This is a genomic window from Microbacterium sp. (genome assembly GCF_041909575.1).
Lineage (GTDB): Bacteria > Actinomycetota > Actinomycetes > Actinomycetales > Microbacteriaceae > Microbacterium.
Window position 1 is genome coordinate 1 of record NZ_JAYRDE010000069.1, and the last position, 16,450, is coordinate 16,450.

Sequence of the window (16,450 nt, forward strand, 5' to 3'; positions counted from 1 at the left end):
CGGCTCGTCGCATCCTGGGGCTGGAGTAGGTCCCAAGGGTTGGGCTGTTCGCCCATTAAAGCGGTACGCGAGCTGGGTTTAGAACGTCGTGAGACAGTTCGGTCCCTATCCGCTGCGCGCGTAGGAAGTTTGAGAGGATCTGACCCTAGTACGAGAGGACCGGGTTGGACGAACCTCTGGTGTGTCAGTTGTTCCGCCAGGAGCACCGCTGATTAGCTACGTTCGGGATGGATAACCGCTGAAAGCATCTAAGCGGGAAGCCGGCCTCAAGATGAGACTTCCATACCTTTATGGTGAGAGGCTCCCAGCCAGACTACTGGGTTGATAGGCCAGATGTGGAAGCACGGCAACGTGTGCAGCTGACTGGTACTAATAAGCCGATGACTTGACAATCACCCCCACCCCCGGGTGGGGACCTGATGCCCGCGTCCACTGAGTGGTTCTCGATGTACGGTCGAGAACCGCACCAACACTTTTGTGTGGTGCAGACTGAAACATCAATAGTGTTTCGGCGGCCATAGCGAGAGGGAAACGCCCGGTCCCATTCCGAACCCGGAAGCTAAGCCTCTCAGCGCCGATGGTACTGCAGGGGGGACCCTGTGGGAGAGTAGGACACCGCCGGACTTCCATTACCGAAATGGCCACCCAACGCAGGGTGGCCATTTCGCGTTAACCCCCGACATCCGCAGAGGGCGACGGGCGCGTGCGGGCGCGCGTCCTCGATAGACTCGAGGGATGCCGGCGCTCGACCTCACCGCGACATCCGCGGACCTCACTCGGACGATCTGCGACATCCCGAGCGTCTCCGCTGACGAGACCCGTCTCGCGGATCTCATCCACGAGGCGGTGCGAGACCTTCCGCACCTCGACGTGTACCGCGACGGCGACACGATCGTCGCCCGCACCCAGGGATCTCGAGCGCAGCGCGCGGCCATCGCCGGTCACATCGACACGGTGCCCATCAACGGCAACGTCCCGACGCGCGACATCGAGATCGACGGCGAGCCGTACATCTGGGGTCGCGGCACCGTCGACATGAAGGCGGGCGTCGCGGTCCAGCTCAAACTCGCCGCCGAGCTCACCGACCCACGCGTCGACATCACCTGGATGTGGTACGACCACGAAGAGGTCGATGCCGACCTCAACGGCCTCACGCGTCTGGCCGCCTCCCGTCTCGACCTGTTCGCGGCCGACTTCGCCATCCTCGGCGAGCCGTCCAACGGGCAGGTGGAGGGCGGCTGCAACGGCAACATGCGGGTCATCGTGCGCACCCACGGCGTGCGCTCGCACTCCGCCCGCGCGTGGGTCGGCGAGAACGCGATCCACAAGGCCGCCCCGGTCCTGTCGCGCCTCGCGGAGTATCGTCCTCGCGACATCGCCGTCGAGGGGCTGGTGTACCGCGAAGGCCTGAACGCCGTCCGCATCGGCGGAGGCATCGCCGGCAACGTGATCCCCGATCTGTGCGAGGTCGAGGTGAACTACCGCTTCGCGCCCAGCCGCGACGCCGCCGAGGCCGAACGCCATGTCCGCGATGTGTTCTCGGGCTTCGACGTGGAGATCGTCGACCTGGCGGTGGGTGCGCGTCCCGGACTCGACGCTCCCCTCGCGCAGGAGTTCGTCGCAGCGGTCGGCGCCGAACCGCGGCCGAAGTACGGGTGGACGGATGTCGCTCGCTTCAGCGCGCTCGGCGTACCCGCCGTGAACTACGGCCCGGGCGACCCGCACCTCGCGCATCACGACGAGGAGCGCGTTCCCGTCGCCCAGATCGATGCGGTCGAGCAGGGCCTGCGCGCGTGGCTCAGCGGTCGCTGACGCAGGACGCCCCCGCATCGCCGGGCTTCGCGACGATCGCGCTGCGTGTCGCGCTGATCTACGCCGCCGCCCGCGTGGTCACCACGGTCTTCCTGCTCGTCGCCGGCCAGCTCTCCGGATTCGACTCCCGCTTCGGTCCCGACGCGGGCCTCGGAGATCTCGTGCTGGGCTGGGACGCACGGTGGTACTGGATCGTCGCCGAGACGGGGTATCCCTCTGAACTGCCCCGCACCGATGCCGGCGAGGTGGCGGAGAACCAGTGGGCGTTCATGCCCGTCTATGCATACCTGGCCAAGGTCGTGGCCATCCCGTTCGGTCAATGGGTCGTCGGCGCCTTCATCGTCTCGATCGTCGCCGGGTATGCGGCATCCGTGGCGCTCTACTATCTCCTGCGGGAGCGGCTCGACTCCACGGCCGCGATGTGGGCGGTGGCGTTCTTCGCGGCCGGACCGCTCGCCGCGCTCTTCCAGGTCGGATACGCCGAGTCGCTGTTCCTGGTCTGGTTGTTCCTCGCGCTCTGGTGCGTCGTGCGCCGGCGTTACGTCTGGCTGTACCTGCTCATTCCGCTGATGGGCTACACCCGTCCCGGCGTGCTCGCGTTCGCGCTGTTCCTAGGACTCTTCGGCATCTGGCGCTTCGTCACGAGGTGGCGCGAACCACTGGCCGGGCGCGAGGTGGCGCACATCGTGGCGCTCGGGCTGCTCGCCGTGGTGGTCGGCTTCTCGTGGCAGCTGCTGGCCGGCTGGGTGACCGGCGAGAGCGGCGCCTACCTCGCCACCGAGCTGGCCTGGCGTCGCAACTGGATCCCCGGGGACGCGGCGTTCTTCCCGCTCGAGGGGTTCGTGAGTGCGAGCGCCTTCTGGTTCGGGTCCGTCTGGGGGCTGAGCGCCGAGCTCGGGTACCTCGTGCTCGCCGCATCCGTGGCGGGTGTCGCCGCGATCCTCCTCTTCGTGCCGCAGGTCAAGCGCCTCGGAGTCGAGGTGCGCCTGTGGAGCGCGAGCTACCTCATCTACCTGCTGCTCGTGTTCTTCCCGCAGTCGAGCATCTTCCGGCTGCTCGTCCCGCTGTCTCCGCTGTGGGGAGCCTTCGCGGTGCCACGGTCGACGGCATGGCGTGTCAGCGTGCTCGCGCTGTGCACCCTGGGGCAGTGGTGGTGGATCTACAACATGTACGCGCTCGGGAATGCGATCTGGCAGATTCCCTGACGGCGCGCCGGATGGCGTATTCCCCAGGATGGGACCTCGCGTCCCACTGCTCACGATAAACTTGTCTTCGCAGATCATCGATGAAAGGGAGCCGCAATGGCAGCCATGAAGCCGAGAACCGGAGACGGGCCGATGGAGGCCGTGAAGGAGGGTCGACTGATCATCGTGCGCGTGCCGCTCGAGGGTGGCGGTCGCCTGGTCGTCTCCGTCAACGACGCTGAGGCGAAGGAGCTGTACGACGTTCTGGGTGGAGTCGTCGCAGCCGCCTGAGGCACATTCGTTCCGCTGAGCGGCCGGTCGAGAGACCGGCCGTTTCGCGTTCCCGCGATCCGGTCTCGACCGAGTGGGGAAGCGGGTCAGTCCTGTGGGACGGTCGTGAGCTGGAGGAGTCCTTCTCCGACGATCGAGAGAGCTCCGATGACCGCGGGGGAGGCCTGGGTCTCCTGGATGAGCGAGCGGTAGGCCGTCGTCACCGCGTCGCGACGCACCGGGTCGGCGACCGCGCCGCCGGCCATGACGCGGGGGATCAGGACGGTTCCTCCGGCGCGCACCAGCCGGAGTCCGTCCTCGACGTACTCGATGACGCCCTCGGGGTCGGCGTCCACGAGGACGATGTCGTACGACGCCTCGTTCATGCGGGGAAGGACTTCGGCCGCCCGGCCGGTGATGAAGCGCGCCCGCGCAGGCGGGATGCGCGCGTCGGCGAACGCCTGGCGCGCGGCGCCGAGGTGCTCGGGCTCCTTGTCGATGGTCGTCAGGGTCGCGCGCGGCGAGCCGTGCAGCAGCCAGAGGCCGGAGACGCCCGCCCCCGTGCCGATCTCGACGATGTTGAGGGCCTGCGACACGGCGGCGATGACCGCGCACTGCGCGCCCACGGGTGCGCTGATCGGCGCGGCGCCGAGCTCGAGGGCGTGCGCCCGCGCGCGGGCGATGTGCTCCGGCTCGATCGTCGCCTCCGCGGCGAACCGCTGATTGGCGTTCTGCTCTCCCATCACATTCCTCCACGCGAAAGCCTACGCGGGCGGCGTGCGCCCGCTCCTCAGGCGCGGCGGTAACCTGATCTCATGTTCTTCGGCCTCACGATCGAGAAGCTCCTCCTGATCGGGGTGATCGCGGCGTTCATCGTCGGCCCCGAGCGGCTGCCTCGGTACGCGGAGGCTCTTGCGGGCTTCACGCGTCGTGCGCGTGACTGGGTCTCGTCCGCGCGCACGCGGGTCCGCGAGGAGATGGGCGAGGACTTCGACGACGTCGACTGGAAGACGCTCGACCCGCGGCAGTACGACCCGCGCCGCATCATCCGCGAGGCGCTCCTCGACGACGCTCCCGTGCCGACGGTGCGCGCGGCCCAGGCGGGCGCGGCGATCGCGGCGACGGGCACGCCTCCGTCCCCGCCCGTGCGCTCCCCGTTCCGCGGGCCCGAGAACGGGCCCACCCCGTTCGACTCCGAGGCCACGTAGCCGCAGCCGCGACAGCCAGGCTCACCCCGGACGCAGCGGGAGCGGGCGGCCCGAGAGCCCGCGGGGCTCGCGCGCGATGGCCGCGGCGACGCGGCCTATGGCGACGGATGCCGGATCCTCCGGGTGCGCGACGACCGCGGGCACGCCCGCATCCGCGTCGGCCCGCAGCGTCGGGCTGAGCGGGACCGAGGCGAGGAGCGGCACCGAGGTCTCGGCATCCGTCAGCGCAGCGGCGACCGCGGCGCCCCCGCCCGCCCCGAACAGCGCGAACGACGAGCCGTCGGGAAGCGTCATCGCGGCCATGTTCTCGACGACGCCGATCACGCGCTGCCCGGTCTGGCGGGCGACGAGCCCGCTGCGGACGGCGACGTCGGAGGCCGCGGCCTGCGGCGTCGTGACCACGAGCACGTCGGCGTTGGGCAGCAGCTGCCCGACCGAGATCGCCATGTCGCCCGTGCCGGGCGGCATGTCCAGCAGCAGCACGTCGAGGTCGCCGAAGTAGACGTCGGTGAGGAACTGCTGGACGGTGCGGTGCAGCATCGGGCCGCGCCACGCGACAGCGCCCAGCGGCGCATCGTTCGGCCCGCGGCGCAGGAACATGCCGATCGAGATGACCTTCACCCCGTGCGCGACGGGCGGCAGCATGAGGTCGTCGATGCGCGTCGGCTGCGGCACCGAGCCGTCGGGGGCGACCAGCCCGAGCAGCGGCGGGATCGAGAAGCCGTGCACGTCGGCGTCGATGAGTCCGACCGCGAGCCCGCGGGCAGCGAGGGCCACCGCGAGATTGGCGGTCACGCTGGACTTGCCGACGCCGCCCTTGCCGCTCGTGACGGCGATCACGCGGGTCAGGGTTCCCGGACCGAACGGCATCTCGCGTGCCGCCCGCCCACCGCGGAGTCGCTCGGTGAGAGCCTGGCGCTCCTGCGGTGACATGACACCGACCTCGAGGGCGACGTCGGCGATGCCGGCAACGGCGGATGCCGCGGCCCGCACGTCGGACGAGATCCGGTCGGCGGCGGGGCAGCCGACGATCGTCAGCGCGATGCCGACGTGGGCGACGGCGCCCTGCACCGCGATCTGACGCACCATGTCGAGCTCGCCGATCGGTCGGCGCAGCTCCGGATCGATGACGGCCGAGACGGCGCGCCGGACAGCGTCGGCGGCGTCGTCACTCATCGCGTTGCGCCACCTCGGCGCCCTGCCCGTCGAGCTTCTCGAGCAGTGTGCGCAGCTCTGCGCGCAGCATCTCGCGCGTCAGGACCTCCTCGGAGAAGTCGTTCACCGCCATGCGCAGTGCCACGACCTCGCGGGCGAGGTATTCGGTGTCGGCGAGGTTGCGCTCGGCGCGCTGCCGGTCCTGCTCGATCTGCACGCGGTCGCGGTCGTCCTGCCGGTTCTGAGCGAGCAGGATGAGGGGTGCGGCGTAGGAGGCCTGCAGCGACAGGATGAGCGTGAGCAGCGTGAAGTTCGTCGCCGCCGGGTCGAACTGGTACTGGGGCGGCATCCAGATGTTCCAGCTCAGCCAGACGAGCACGAAGATCGTCATGCCGAGCAGGAATCCGGACGTGCCCATCGCACGCGCGAACGACTCCGAGAACCGGCCGAACCGGTCGCGCGAGGGCTGCGGCGTGCGCTGCAGCATGCCGCCGCGGCCGCGGGGCGCGTCGAGGGCGGGGGTGCGTGCCTGGCGTGCCATCAGCGCCTCCGCGGGATCGATGCGGTGCCGGTGGGAACGGATGCCGCATCTCTGTCGCCGTCGTGCGAGCGCCAGTCGTCGGGCAGCAGGTAGTCCAGGACGTCGTCGATGCTGACCGCGCCCACCAGGCGGTGGGCCTGGTCGACCACCGGGACCGACACGAGGTTGTAGCTGGCGAGGAGTCGCGCCACCTCGGCCGCCGAAGCCGACGCGGGCATCGGGTCCAGCGTGTCGTCGATGATCGCGCCGAGCCTCTCGTGCGGCGGATAGCGCAGCATCCGCTGGAAGTGCACGGTGCCCAGCAGCCTGCCCGTCGGCGTCTCGTAGGGCGGGAGCGTGACGAACACCGCCGCCGCGAGGGCGGGGTGAAGTTCGTGGCGGCGGATCAGCGCCAGCGCCTCGGCGACCGTGGCGTCGGCGGAGAGCACGATCGGCTCGCTCGTCATGAGCCCGCCCGCGGTGTCGGGTCCGTACTTCAGCAGGGCGCGCACGTCCTCGGCCTCTTCGGGCTCCATGAGCTCGAGCAGCTCCTCCGAGCGCTCCTCGGGCAGCTGGCCCAAGAGGTCGGCCGCGTCGTCGGGCTCCATGGCATCGAGGATGTCGGCGGCGCGCTCATCCCCGAGGGCCTCGAGGATGTGCACCTGCTCCTCTTCGGGCATCTCCTCGAGCGCGTCGGCGAGACGGTCGTCGGGGAGCTCCTCGGCGACCTCGATGAGCCGGTCCTCGGGGAGGTCCAGGAGGGTGTTGGCGAGGTCCGCGGGCTTGAGGTCGGAGTAGGTGGCGACGAGCTGCTCGGCCGACTGGGCCTCGCCGGGATTCTGCTGCTCCCGCACGTCGGACCAGGCGGCGAACGTGGTCGGGCCCTTCGCGAACGGTGAGGCGCTCGTGCGCGGACGACGCAGGAAGAGCTGACCGACATCCCACTCTCCGAGCCGGTTCCGCTCGATCGCGACGTCCTCGATCACTGCGGTGCCCGAGCCGTCGTTGAGGTACACCTTGCGCCCGAGGAGCTCGGCCATGACGCGCACCTCGCCGCCGCGCTGCTGGAAGCGGCGGACGTTGATGAGCCCCGTCGTGATCACCTGACCGGTGGCGATGGATGTGACGCGGCCGATCGACACGAACACGTGACGGCGCCCCGGGATCTCCACGACCAGGCCGATGACGCGCGGGGGATCATCCTTGCGGTAGATGACGACGACGTCTCGGACCTTGCCGAGCCGGTCGCCGGCAGGGTCGAAGACGAAGCACCCGGACAGGCGCGCGACGAATACCCTCTGCGTGCTCACACCTCTCAGCGTAGTCCGCAGGCCGTGGGAGGATGGAGAGATGACCATGATGGGCGGACGCTTTCCTCAGGGCTCCGGCGACGTCGGCCAGCAGGTCGCGAGCTTCCCGACCTACGAGGCGGCGCAGAAGGCCGTCTCCTCCCTCATCGCCGGCGAGATCCCCGCGCGCGACATCGCGATCGTGGGTCAGGGGCTGCGCTCGGTCGAACGCGTCACCGGCCGTCTCGGCTATGCCTCGGCAGCCCGATCGGGCGCCATCAACGGCCTTCTGCTCGGCTTGCTCTTCTCGGCGATCCTCGTGATCGGGTCGCCGTCCGTGCCCATCCAGGCCTTCGTGGGGATGCTGTTCGTCGGCATCGCCATCGGCATGCTGCTGAGCATCATCACGTACTCGTTCGTCCGCCGCCGCCGCGACTACGCGTCCGTCATGCAGGTCGTCGCCGACCACTACGAGGTCACCGTCACGGCGGCGAGCATCCACCGCGCCCGGCAGATCCTCGGTCCGCAGGTCGTCGCCGAGCCGGCGGCCGCTGGCGCGCCGCCCGTTGCGGATGCCGCAGACCCGCCTCGCTACGGTGAACGCGTGACCCCGGATCCCGCTCGCGACGTGGAGGCACAGCACGGTCCCGCCGCCGGCGGCGAGCCCCACCGAGCGGGCGATGCGGACGACGCGCGCGAGACGGAAGACGCGACCGACCAGTCTCCGCGGGAGCGCTGAGACCGTGCACGAGGAGGATCTCCGGGTCCCCGTCGCGCTGCCGGCCGGGGAGTTCCCGGTGTCGGCGGCGTTCGCACGACCGGATGACGCGTGGGCGCTGGTCGCCGTCGCCCACGGCGCCGGGGCGGGCATGCGGCATCCGTTCCTCTCCGGCTTCGTCGGGGCGCTCTTCACCGAGGGCGTCGCGACGCTGCGGTTCACCTTCCCCTACCTCGAGGCAGGACGACGGATGCCGGGCCCGGCCGCCCATGCGATCGCGACGTGGTCGGCGGTCGAAGCCGAGGCGACGCGCCAGGCGCCCGATCTCGCGTTCTGGGCCGCCGGGAAGTCCTATGGGGGCCGGATGGCCTCGATGGCGGCCGCGGAGTCGGCGATCTCGCCGGCCGGCCTGGCCTACCTCGGGTATCCGCTGCATCCGCCGGGCAGCCCCGAGAAGGCGCGCACCGCGCACCTGCCCGACGTGCGCCAGCCGCAGCTCTTCATCGAAGGCTCGAACGACCCGTTCATCGACCCCCACGACCAGTTCGAGCGAGCGGTCGCGTCGTGCCAGGATGCCGAGACCGTGTGGATCGACGGCGGCGGGCACTCGTTCGAGATCAAGGGCCGCAAGCGTCCGGCCGACGAGGTCGGCGCAGGCATCGCCCCCGTCCTCGTGGCGTGGATGCGCCGGCGGGGTCAGCGTCCGGCCGCGTAGCCCTGCATCCCGCGGGGGTTCGCCGCCGCCCAGAGCACGCCGTCGGCCGATCGCCGACCGACAGCCGACACCCGGCCGAGCGACCAGTCTCCGGCGCGCGTGACCCGGTGGCCCCGGCGTTCGAGGCCGGCGATGACCCCCTCGCCCAGACGGTCCTCGACGACCGCTCCCGCCGGAGTCCAGGTGCGCGGCCAGAAGGACTCGGGCATCGCCGTCGTGTGGAGGCTGGGGGAGTCGATGGCCTCCTGCGCGGAGTAGCCGCCGACGATCATGCGCAGCAGCACCGGCAGCTGCCACTGATCCTGCTGATCGCCGCCGGGCGTGCCGATCGCGAACTCCGGCGTGCCGTCGCGCAGCGCCAGCGTCGGAGTGAGCGTCGTGCGGGGACGACGTCCCGGGACGAGCGAGGACGGCGTCCCCGGCTCGAGCCACGTCATCTGCAGTCGCGTGCCGAGGCAGAACCCGAGGCCCGGGATCGTCGGCGACGACTGCAGCCACCCGCCCGACGGCGTGGCCGAGACGATGTTGCCCCAGCGGTCCACCACGTCGAGGTGGCACGTGTCGCCGCGTGTCTCGCCGGTGCGCGCCACCGTCGGCTCGCCGGTCGACGCCTCGACACCTGCGTACTCTGTGCGCAGCGGCGGCCGGAACGGGGCGCGCCCGCCGATGCTGCCCGGGCGGAAGTCCTCCGACGCCGCCGCGCCGATCAGCGAGCGCCGTTCGGCGAGATAGTCCTCGTCGAGGAGCGCGCCGAGGTCGACGTCGGCGTCGCCGAACCACGCGTCGCGGTCGGCCAGCGCGAGCTTCTGCGCCTCCAGGAGCAGGTGCGCACCCGCCTCGGACGAGGGGTCGAGCAGGTCGTCGTCGAACGGCTCGAGGAGCGCGAGCGCCTGCAGCAGAGCGGGCCCCTGCGTCCACGCGCCGGCCTTGGCGATCGTCCGCCCGCGGAACGCGCGCGTGACCGCCGGCTCGTAGCCTGCCTCGAACGCGGCGAAGTCGTCGGCGGTGATCACGCCCGCATGGCGCCCGCCGGCGGAGTGGCGATGCGGCTTCGCGGCGAAGGCAGCGGCCTCCTGCGCGACCCGCCCGGTCCGCCATTCGCGGCGCGCCGCGTCGATGCGGGCGGCTCGTCCGACCGGCCCGTCGTCCCGGACCGTGCACGACGCGTGCACGAGGCCGTCGAGCACCTCGGCGTACGCGGGGTTGCGGACCACCTCACCCGGGCGCGGTGGCATTCCGCCGGGCATCCACAGCTCGGCCGACGTCGTCCACTCGTCGCGGAAGAGCTCGGCCACCCGCGCGATCGTCGCGGCGGCCTGGGGAGTCAGCGGATGCCCGTCGCGCGCGTAGCCGATCGCGTAGGCCAGGACCTCGGCGAGTTCCCACGTGCCGTGGTCGCGCAGCAGGAGGAGCCAGGCGTCGACCGCGCCGGGGACGGCGGCCGCGAGCGCACCGGAACCCGGAACGAGGTCGAGTCCCTCGGCACGGTAGTGCTCGATGGTCGCCCCCGCCGGGGCCGGCCCCTGACCCATGAGCACGGCCGGGGCCGAGGCATCCGCCGTCTGGAAGATGCCCACCAGGTCGCCGCCCGGGCCGTTGAGGTGCGGCTCGACGACATGGAGGACGAAGGCGGCGGCGACCGAGGCGTCGAATGCGTTGCCGCCGCGTTCGAGCACGGCCTGCGCGGTCGCCGTGGCGAGCCAGTGCGTCGACGCGGACATCCCGAACGTGCCCGACAGCGTCGGGCGCGTGGTGAACGCGGGCGGGGGAGTGAACGTCACGCCGAGAGTCGGGCGATCCAGGCCTCGACCTCGTCGGCGGTGCGGGGGATGCCCGCCGAGAGGTTGACGGGGCCGTCGGCGGTCATGAGGATGTCGTCCTCGATGCGGACGCCGATCCCGCGGTACTCCTCGGGAACGGTGAGATCGTCGATCTGGAAGTACAGTCCCGGCTCGATCGTGAACACCATGCCGGCTTCGAGCAGGCCGTCGTAGTACATGTCGCGGCGGGCCTGCGCGCAGTCGTGGACGTCGATGCCGAGGTGGTGGCTCGTGCCGTGCACCATGTAGCGGCGGTGGTGTCCGCCGGTGTCGGCGTCGAGCGCCTCCTGAGCGCTCACCGGGAGCATCCCCCACTCCGCCACGCGCGTGGCGATGACCTGCATCGCGGCCTCGTGGACCGCGCGGAACCTGACGCCCGGGCGGGCCGCCTCGAAGGCCGCGTCGGCCGCCTCGCGCACCGTCTCGTAGATGCGGCGCTGGATGTCGGTGAACCGGCCGCTCACGGGCAGGGTGCGGGTGATGTCGGCGGTGTAGAGGCTGTCGACCTCGGCGCCGGCGTCGACCAGGATGAGGTCGCCCGGGACCACCGCGCCGTCGTTGCGCGTCCAGTGCAGGTAGCAGGCGTGGGGACCGGATGCCGCGATCGTGTCGTAGCCGACCGCGTTGCCGTCACTGCGCGCTCGCTGGTGGAACACGCCCTCCACGATGCGCTCCCCGCGGGGGTGCGCCACGATGTCGGGCAGGCGGCCGACGATGTCGTCGAAGCCGCTCGCGGTGACGTCGACGGCGAGCTTCATCTGGCCGATCTCGTAGGCGTCCTTGATGAGGCGGAGCTCGGACACGAAGCGGGTGAGGTCGTCGTCCTCGTCGAGCACGACGTCGTCGTCGCGGCGCTCCAGGTCGTCGATGTGGGCGGTCGCGAGGCCGAGGTCGGCCGCCACGCCGCCGAGGGCGGGGCGGGGACCGATCCAGAACTCGCCGATCGAGGCGTCCGAGTAGAACTCCGCCGTCGTGCGGTCGGCGCGCTCGCGGAAGTACAGCGTGACGTCGTGGCCCTCGCCGTCACGGGGCTCGAAGACCAGCACCGATCCGGGCTCGGCGTCCGCGGCCCACCCGGTCAGGTGCGCGAACGCCGAGTGCGCGCGGAACGGGTAGTCGGTGTCGTTGCTGCGCTGCTTGAGCTCGCCGGCGGGCAGGATGAGGCGCTTGCCGGGGAACGCCGCCGACACGGCGTCGCGGCGGGCGGCGGTGTAGGCGGCCTGCGCACGGGCTGGGGGTGCGGTGTCGGGGCGCTCGGCCCAGCCTTCGGAGATGGTGTCGAGGAAGCCCTGGCCATACGGCTGACGGCGGTTCGTGGTGGTCGACGCGGGGGTCTCGGCGTCGGTGGTCGCGATCGTGTCGCTGTCGCCTGCGGTGCTCATGCCTCCAGTCTGGCACGCGACCCCGGCGCGGCGCCCGGTTCAGCCCGCAGGCTCCAGCTGCACGATGAACGGCCGGTGATCCGAGCCGGAGTCGTCCATCGACCGCAGCACGAGCGACCCCGTCGCCTCCCAGTGCGCCGAGGTCATCACGTGGTCGATCGGAGTGCCCAGCAGCGCCGGCACCGCGGCGGACCACGTGCCGATCGCGCCGTTGCCGGTCGCCACGGCGGTGTCGCGGCACAGGCCCAGATCGCCGCCGTCGACGCCGAGGTCGGCCATGTGGTCGACCGTCGCGTTGAAGTCGCCGGCCATGATCACGTTCGCGGTGCCGCACTGGTCGGCCAGCCACTGCAGGTCGTCGCGCCACTCCTGCATATAGCTCTGGCGCGGGGCCACGGCGTGCGCGGCGACCACGATGGGGCCGTTGCCGTTCGTCGGCATCGCCACGGCGCTGGGCACCGTCGAGGTGTTGCTGATGCCGTCCACCGACGACTCGATCACCGCGTAGTCGCCGAGCTCCGGAGCGATGAGGAGCGTCGTCGATCCGGCATCCCACTCCGTCGACGGATCCTCGGCGTGGTGGGCCCACATCCGGTGCCCGAGCTCCCGCATCGCGATCGCGACCTGCTCGCCGGTCTCGATGGTGGTCTCGGGGAGCGCGACGATGTCGGCATCCATGGCGACGGCGATCTTGGCGATCGTGCCCGGCGGCGTCGCGGGGCCGGCGGTGTTCCAGGTCATGACGCGGATCGCCGTGTCGGTCTTGGCAGGCAGGGCATCGGTGCCCGTTCCGCCGCGGCTCAGGACGAACGCGCCGTTGGCGACGGCGGCGATACCCGTGACCAGGGCGATCGCGAGCGCGAAGCCGCGGATCGGCCGTGCGACGGCGAGCAGCAGGAAGAGGACCGCGGCGACCGCGAACGCGAGTGCGAGCAGACCGCGGAACGACACGAGCTGCGCGACCGGGTACGTGCGCTCCAGCCGGAAGAAGGCGGGCCACGTGACCACGGCGGCGGCGATCGCGCAGATCACGGTCGCGAGGATCCCGAGCAGGCGCAGCACGACGGCGACTCTATGCGAGCAGTCTGGGAGATCGGTCAGCACGCGACCGCATGTCGCCGCGCTAATCTCGGAGGATGCCGGCAGTGCAGCGATTCGAGGGGCCGAGCGACCTCCACCTGCACTCGGTCCACTCCGACGGCACCGAGTCGCCCGCGCAGGTGATGGCGGCCGTTCACCGTCACGGCCTGCGGACCGCCGCGCTCACCGACCACGACACGACCTCGGGATGGGCCGAGGCGGCCGAGGCCGCGGGATCGCTCGGGATGACGTTCCTGCCGGGCATGGAGCTGTCGGCGCGTCACGAATGGCGCAGCGTCCACGTGCTCGCCTATCTCGTCGATCCCGACGACGCAGCGCTCCGGGCGATGACCGAGCGGATCCGGTCCTCGCGGCTGGACCGGGCGCGCCTCATGGCCGACCGCATCTCCCGCGACTACGACCTCGTCTGGGACGACATCCTCGCGCAGACCTCCGACGGCGCGACGGTGGGGCGGCCGCACATCGCCGACGCCCTCGTCGCGCGGGGACTCGTCCGCGACCGGGCGGAGGCGTTCTCCAGCATCCTGAGCCCGCGCGGCGACTACTACGTCGCCCTGTACGCGCCCGATCCCGTCACGGCCATCGAGCTGGTCGCCGGAGCAGGGGGCGTCCCCGTCATCGCCCACCCCGCAGGACGGGCGGGGGTGCTGCCCATGGCGCTCCTGGAGCGGATGCTGCGCGCCGGCCTCGCCGGATTCGAGCTGGGTCATCGCGAGAACCTGGGGTCCGGCATCCGCACGCTCCGGGCCCTGTGCGAGGAGCGCGATCTCATCGTGACGGGATCGAGCGACTACCACGGGCTGGGCAAGCCCAACCAGCCCGGCGAGCACACCACCGCAGACGAGATGGTCGCCCGCATCATCGACCGCGCAACGGGAAGCGCCCCCGTCTACCCGTAGGCAGGCGGGGGCGCTTCGCGAGAGAGAGGATGCTCAGGCGAGCGCCTTCGCCTTGATGGCGTCGTACTCGGCCTGGGTGATGGTGCCGGCGTCGAGGAGGGTCTTGGCCTTGGCGATCTCGTCGGACGGGCTCGGGGCGCTCGCGACCTGCTTGATGTAGGCGTCCTGCGCCGCCTGGATCTGCCGCGCCTCGGCCGCACCGCGCTTGGCCATGCCGTTGCCGCGGGCGATCAGGTAGACCAGCAGCGTGAGGAAGGGCACGAAGATCAGGAAGATGATCCACACGGCCTTCCACCAGCCGCTGAGCTCATGGTCGCGGAAGAGGTCGCTGATCACCGCGAAGAGCGCGAAGAGGTAGGCGACGAAGACGAATGCCCACAGGAACCACCAGATGATGTCTCCGAGGGAGCCCCAGAAGCCCTGGTACTCGTAGCTCGTGGTGACGGCGTCGATGAATCGCACGATGCGTGCCTTTCTGATGCGAGGTGCCGGCGCGACATGCGCCGCCTGCGATCAGGGTAGCGTCAGCGCGCCGCGGACTCGCGTGATTTCGCCCGTATGTCGCCGCAGGTCAGGCGCTGACGGGGGCTCCGCCGCCCGGTGCGCCCGAGCCGCCACGACGGCGACGGCGACGCCGGGGCGCCGGCTTGCCGTCGTGGTGCTCCTTGCCTCCGCCGTCGTGGGTCCCGCCGCCGTCGGCCCCGCGGTCCGCCCGGTCGGCGGAGCGCTCGGCCGATCCGCCCTCGCCCGGCCCACCCGAGGATCCGGACCGGCGACGGCGACGGCGGGTGCCATCGGACGGCGCGCCGTCGCGGGGTGCGGCATCCGTCGTCTTCACCGTCTGGGTCCTCGGAGCGGTGGCGATACGGCCCTTGGTGCCGGCCGGGATGTCGAGGTCGGAGTAGAGGTGCGGGCTCGACGAGTACGTCTCGACGGGCTCGGGCTGGCCGAACTCGAGCGCCCGGTTGATGAGCGCCCACTTGTGCAGGTCGTCCCAGTCGACGAAGGTCACGGCGATGCCGGTCTTCCCTGCGCGCCCGGTGCGGCCCGCGCGGTGGAGGTAGGTCTTCTCGTCGTCGGGAATGGTGTGGTTGATCACATGGGTGACGTCGTCGACGTCGATGCCGCGGGCGGCGACGTCGGTCGCGATGAGCACGTCGCGCTTGCCGGCCTTGAACGCGGCCATCGAGCGCTCACGGGCCTCCTGGCTCATGTCGCCGTGCACGGCAGCGGCGTTGAAGCCGCGGTCGCCGAGCTCGTCCACGAGCTTCTGCGCAGCGCGCTTGGTGCGCGTGAACACGACGCTCTTGCCGCGACCCTCCGCCTGCAGGATGCGGGCGATGACCTCGTCCTTGTCGAGCGAGTGCGCGCGGTACACCAGGTGCTTGATGTTGGCCTGCGTCAGCCCCTCGTCGGGATCGGTGGCGCGGATGTGGATGGGGTTGGTCATGAACCGGCGCGCGAGAGCCACGATCGGTCCCGGCATCGTGGCCGAGAACAGCTGCGTGTGGCGAACCGCCGGAACCTTCTGGAAGATCTTCTCGATGTCGGCGAGGAAGCCGAGGTCCAGCATCTTGTCGGCCTCGTCGAGGACGACCTCGGTCGCGTTCGACAGGTCGAGCAGGCGCTGGTTGTTGAGGTCGATGAGGCGCCCGGGGGTGCCCACGACGATCTGGGCGCCGGCCTTGAGCTGGTCGATCTGACCCTCGTAGGCCTTGCCGCCGTAGATGGCGACGACGCTGGTGGAGCGGTTGGACGTGAGCATGTCCATGTCTTCGTACACCTGCACGCAGAGCTCGCGCGTGGGCACGACGATGAGCGCCTTGACGCCCGGTGCCGGGTCGAGGCCGAGGCGCTGGACGACGGGAATGCCGAAGCCGAAGGTCTTGCCGGTGCCGGTCTTCGCCTGGCCGATGATGTCCTGGCCGGGAAGGCCGAGGGGGATGGTCTGCTCCTGGATCGGGAATGCGTCGACGATCCCCTTGGCGGAGAGCGCGTCGACGATGTCCTGGTCCACGCCGAGTTCGGCGAAGGTCGTCACGATATGAGCCTGTCCGGCAGTGAGATGCTGCCTGGTCCGAGCCCTGGCGCGGCGCCGTCGGTGTCGTCGCGCGGGCGGGGGTGAGATCCACGCCCTCTCTCAGCCACAGGCGCGGGAGCCCCCGATCCGACGCCGGGGACGCCTCCACGATACCGGAGGAGCGTCCGGCTCGGCATTTCTGCCTGGCGGATGCCGCGCCCGGCAGCCCGCGACCCTAGGCTGTAGCCCGTGGTGAAGTGGTTCTGGGAGCGTCGTGAGCCCCGCCGGAAGCTGCAGCTGCGGTCCCGGGAGGACCTCGGCGACGCCACGCGCGTCGACTTCGAGGAGCTCGCTCCC

General features: G+C 71.0%; 16 protein-coding genes and 2 rRNA genes. 9 read left to right on the plus strand and 9 right to left on the minus strand.

Going from position 1 to position 16,450, the window contains the following annotated elements; all coding sequences use genetic code 11:
- From ACE3O1_RS10435 to ACE3O1_RS10455, 5 genes are all read left to right on the plus strand, one after another.
- Positions 1 to 393: ribosomal RNA gene (locus ACE3O1_RS10435) — 23S ribosomal RNA — on the plus strand; the annotation flags it as partial.
- Between the two features lie 114 nt (positions 394 to 507).
- Positions 508 to 624 (plus strand): 5S ribosomal RNA (gene rrf / locus ACE3O1_RS10440).
- A 111-nt stretch (positions 625 to 735) separates the two neighbouring features.
- A complete protein-coding gene (dapE, locus tag ACE3O1_RS10445; RefSeq protein WP_374314971.1) occupies positions 736 to 1,812 on the plus strand; it encodes a succinyl-diaminopimelate desuccinylase in 1,077 nt (358 codons plus the stop codon).
- Complete coding sequence (locus ACE3O1_RS10450) at positions 1,794 to 3,017, plus strand: hypothetical protein (RefSeq protein WP_374314972.1); 1,224 nt, start codon at positions 1,794 to 1,796, stop codon at positions 3,015 to 3,017. Before dapE ends, ACE3O1_RS10450 begins: the two co-directional genes overlap by 19 nt.
- A 96-nt stretch (positions 3,018 to 3,113) precedes the next feature.
- The gene (locus ACE3O1_RS10455) at positions 3,114 to 3,287 is read left to right on the plus strand and encodes a DUF3117 domain-containing protein (RefSeq protein ID WP_082569411.1); all 174 of its coding nucleotides are present in this window, start codon (positions 3,114 to 3,116) and stop codon (positions 3,285 to 3,287) included.
- 86 nt (positions 3,288 to 3,373) lie between these two features.
- Here ACE3O1_RS10455 and ACE3O1_RS10460 read toward each other — a convergent pair whose 3' ends face one another.
- Entirely contained in the window at positions 3,374 to 4,009 is a 636-nt protein-coding gene (locus ACE3O1_RS10460) for an O-methyltransferase (protein WP_374314973.1), read from the minus strand.
- 72 nt (positions 4,010 to 4,081) lie between these two features.
- On the opposite strand from ACE3O1_RS10460, the gene ACE3O1_RS10465 reads away from it, so the two are divergent.
- The gene (locus ACE3O1_RS10465; protein ID WP_374314974.1) at positions 4,082 to 4,474 is read left to right on the plus strand and encodes a Sec-independent protein translocase TatB; all 393 of its coding nucleotides are present in this window, start codon (positions 4,082 to 4,084) and stop codon (positions 4,472 to 4,474) included.
- A 21-nt stretch (positions 4,475 to 4,495) separates the two neighbouring features.
- Here the strand turns inward: ACE3O1_RS10465 and ACE3O1_RS10470 are convergent, their stop codons facing one another.
- The 3 genes from ACE3O1_RS10470 to ACE3O1_RS10480 are packed head-to-tail and all read right to left on the minus strand — an operon-like array spanning position 4,496 to position 7,459.
- Positions 4,496 to 5,650 (minus strand): Mrp/NBP35 family ATP-binding protein, encoded by a 1,155-nt coding sequence (locus ACE3O1_RS10470; protein WP_374314975.1) that lies wholly within the window; start codon positions 5,648 to 5,650, stop codon positions 4,496 to 4,498.
- Positions 5,643 to 6,170, minus strand: a complete 528-nt coding sequence (locus ACE3O1_RS10475; protein WP_374314976.1) for a DUF1003 domain-containing protein — start codon at positions 6,168 to 6,170, stop codon at positions 5,643 to 5,645. Before ACE3O1_RS10475 ends, ACE3O1_RS10470 begins: the two co-directional genes overlap by 8 nt.
- Entirely contained in the window at positions 6,170 to 7,459 is a 1,290-nt protein-coding gene (locus ACE3O1_RS10480; RefSeq protein ID WP_374314978.1) for a magnesium transporter MgtE N-terminal domain-containing protein, read from the minus strand. The genes ACE3O1_RS10475 and ACE3O1_RS10480 overlap by 1 nt, the downstream gene beginning before the upstream one ends.
- Before the next feature lie 40 nt (positions 7,460 to 7,499).
- On the opposite strand from ACE3O1_RS10480, the gene ACE3O1_RS10485 reads away from it, so the two are divergent.
- Both ACE3O1_RS10485 and ACE3O1_RS10490 read left to right on the plus strand, forming a co-directional pair.
- Positions 7,500 to 8,177 carry a general stress protein gene (locus tag ACE3O1_RS10485; protein WP_374314979.1) on the plus strand — a complete coding sequence of 226 codons (678 nt, stop codon included), beginning with the start codon at positions 7,500 to 7,502 and terminating at the stop codon, positions 8,175 to 8,177.
- Between the two features lie 4 nt (positions 8,178 to 8,181).
- Positions 8,182 to 8,871 (plus strand): alpha/beta family hydrolase, encoded by a 690-nt coding sequence (locus tag ACE3O1_RS10490; protein ID WP_374314980.1) that lies wholly within the window; start codon positions 8,182 to 8,184, stop codon positions 8,869 to 8,871.
- On the opposite strand, the gene ACE3O1_RS10495 is transcribed toward ACE3O1_RS10490, so the two are convergent.
- The 3 genes from ACE3O1_RS10495 to ACE3O1_RS10505 are packed head-to-tail and all read right to left on the minus strand — an operon-like array spanning position 8,853 to position 13,135.
- A complete protein-coding gene (locus ACE3O1_RS10495; protein ID WP_374314981.1) occupies positions 8,853 to 10,652 on the minus strand; it encodes a gamma-glutamyltransferase family protein in 1,800 nt (599 codons plus the stop codon). The genes ACE3O1_RS10490 and ACE3O1_RS10495 overlap by 19 nt on opposite strands.
- Positions 10,649 to 12,073 (minus strand): aminopeptidase P family protein, encoded by a 1,425-nt coding sequence (locus ACE3O1_RS10500; protein WP_374314982.1) that lies wholly within the window; start codon positions 12,071 to 12,073, stop codon positions 10,649 to 10,651. The genes ACE3O1_RS10495 and ACE3O1_RS10500 overlap by 4 nt, the downstream gene beginning before the upstream one ends.
- Positions 12,074 to 12,112: 39 nt before the next feature.
- A complete protein-coding gene (locus ACE3O1_RS10505; RefSeq protein ID WP_374314983.1) occupies positions 12,113 to 13,135 on the minus strand; it encodes an endonuclease/exonuclease/phosphatase family protein in 1,023 nt (340 codons plus the stop codon).
- Between the two features lie 74 nt (positions 13,136 to 13,209).
- Between ACE3O1_RS10505 and ACE3O1_RS10510 the strand changes: the two genes are divergently transcribed.
- On the plus strand, positions 13,210 to 14,073 hold the full coding sequence (locus tag ACE3O1_RS10510; protein ID WP_374314984.1) for a PHP domain-containing protein: 864 nt from the start codon (positions 13,210 to 13,212) through the stop codon (positions 14,071 to 14,073).
- A 33-nt stretch (positions 14,074 to 14,106) separates the two neighbouring features.
- Here ACE3O1_RS10510 and ACE3O1_RS10515 read toward each other — a convergent pair whose 3' ends face one another.
- Positions 14,107 to 14,535: an SHOCT domain-containing protein gene (locus ACE3O1_RS10515; protein WP_374314985.1), complete on the minus strand. Its 429-nt coding sequence runs from the start codon at positions 14,533 to 14,535 to the stop codon at positions 14,107 to 14,109.
- Positions 14,536 to 14,644: 109 nt separating this feature from the next.
- Positions 14,645 to 16,114 (minus strand): DEAD/DEAH box helicase, encoded by a 1,470-nt coding sequence (locus ACE3O1_RS10520; protein ID WP_374314986.1) that lies wholly within the window; start codon positions 16,112 to 16,114, stop codon positions 14,645 to 14,647.
- Positions 16,115 to 16,450: the final 336 nt, after the last annotated feature.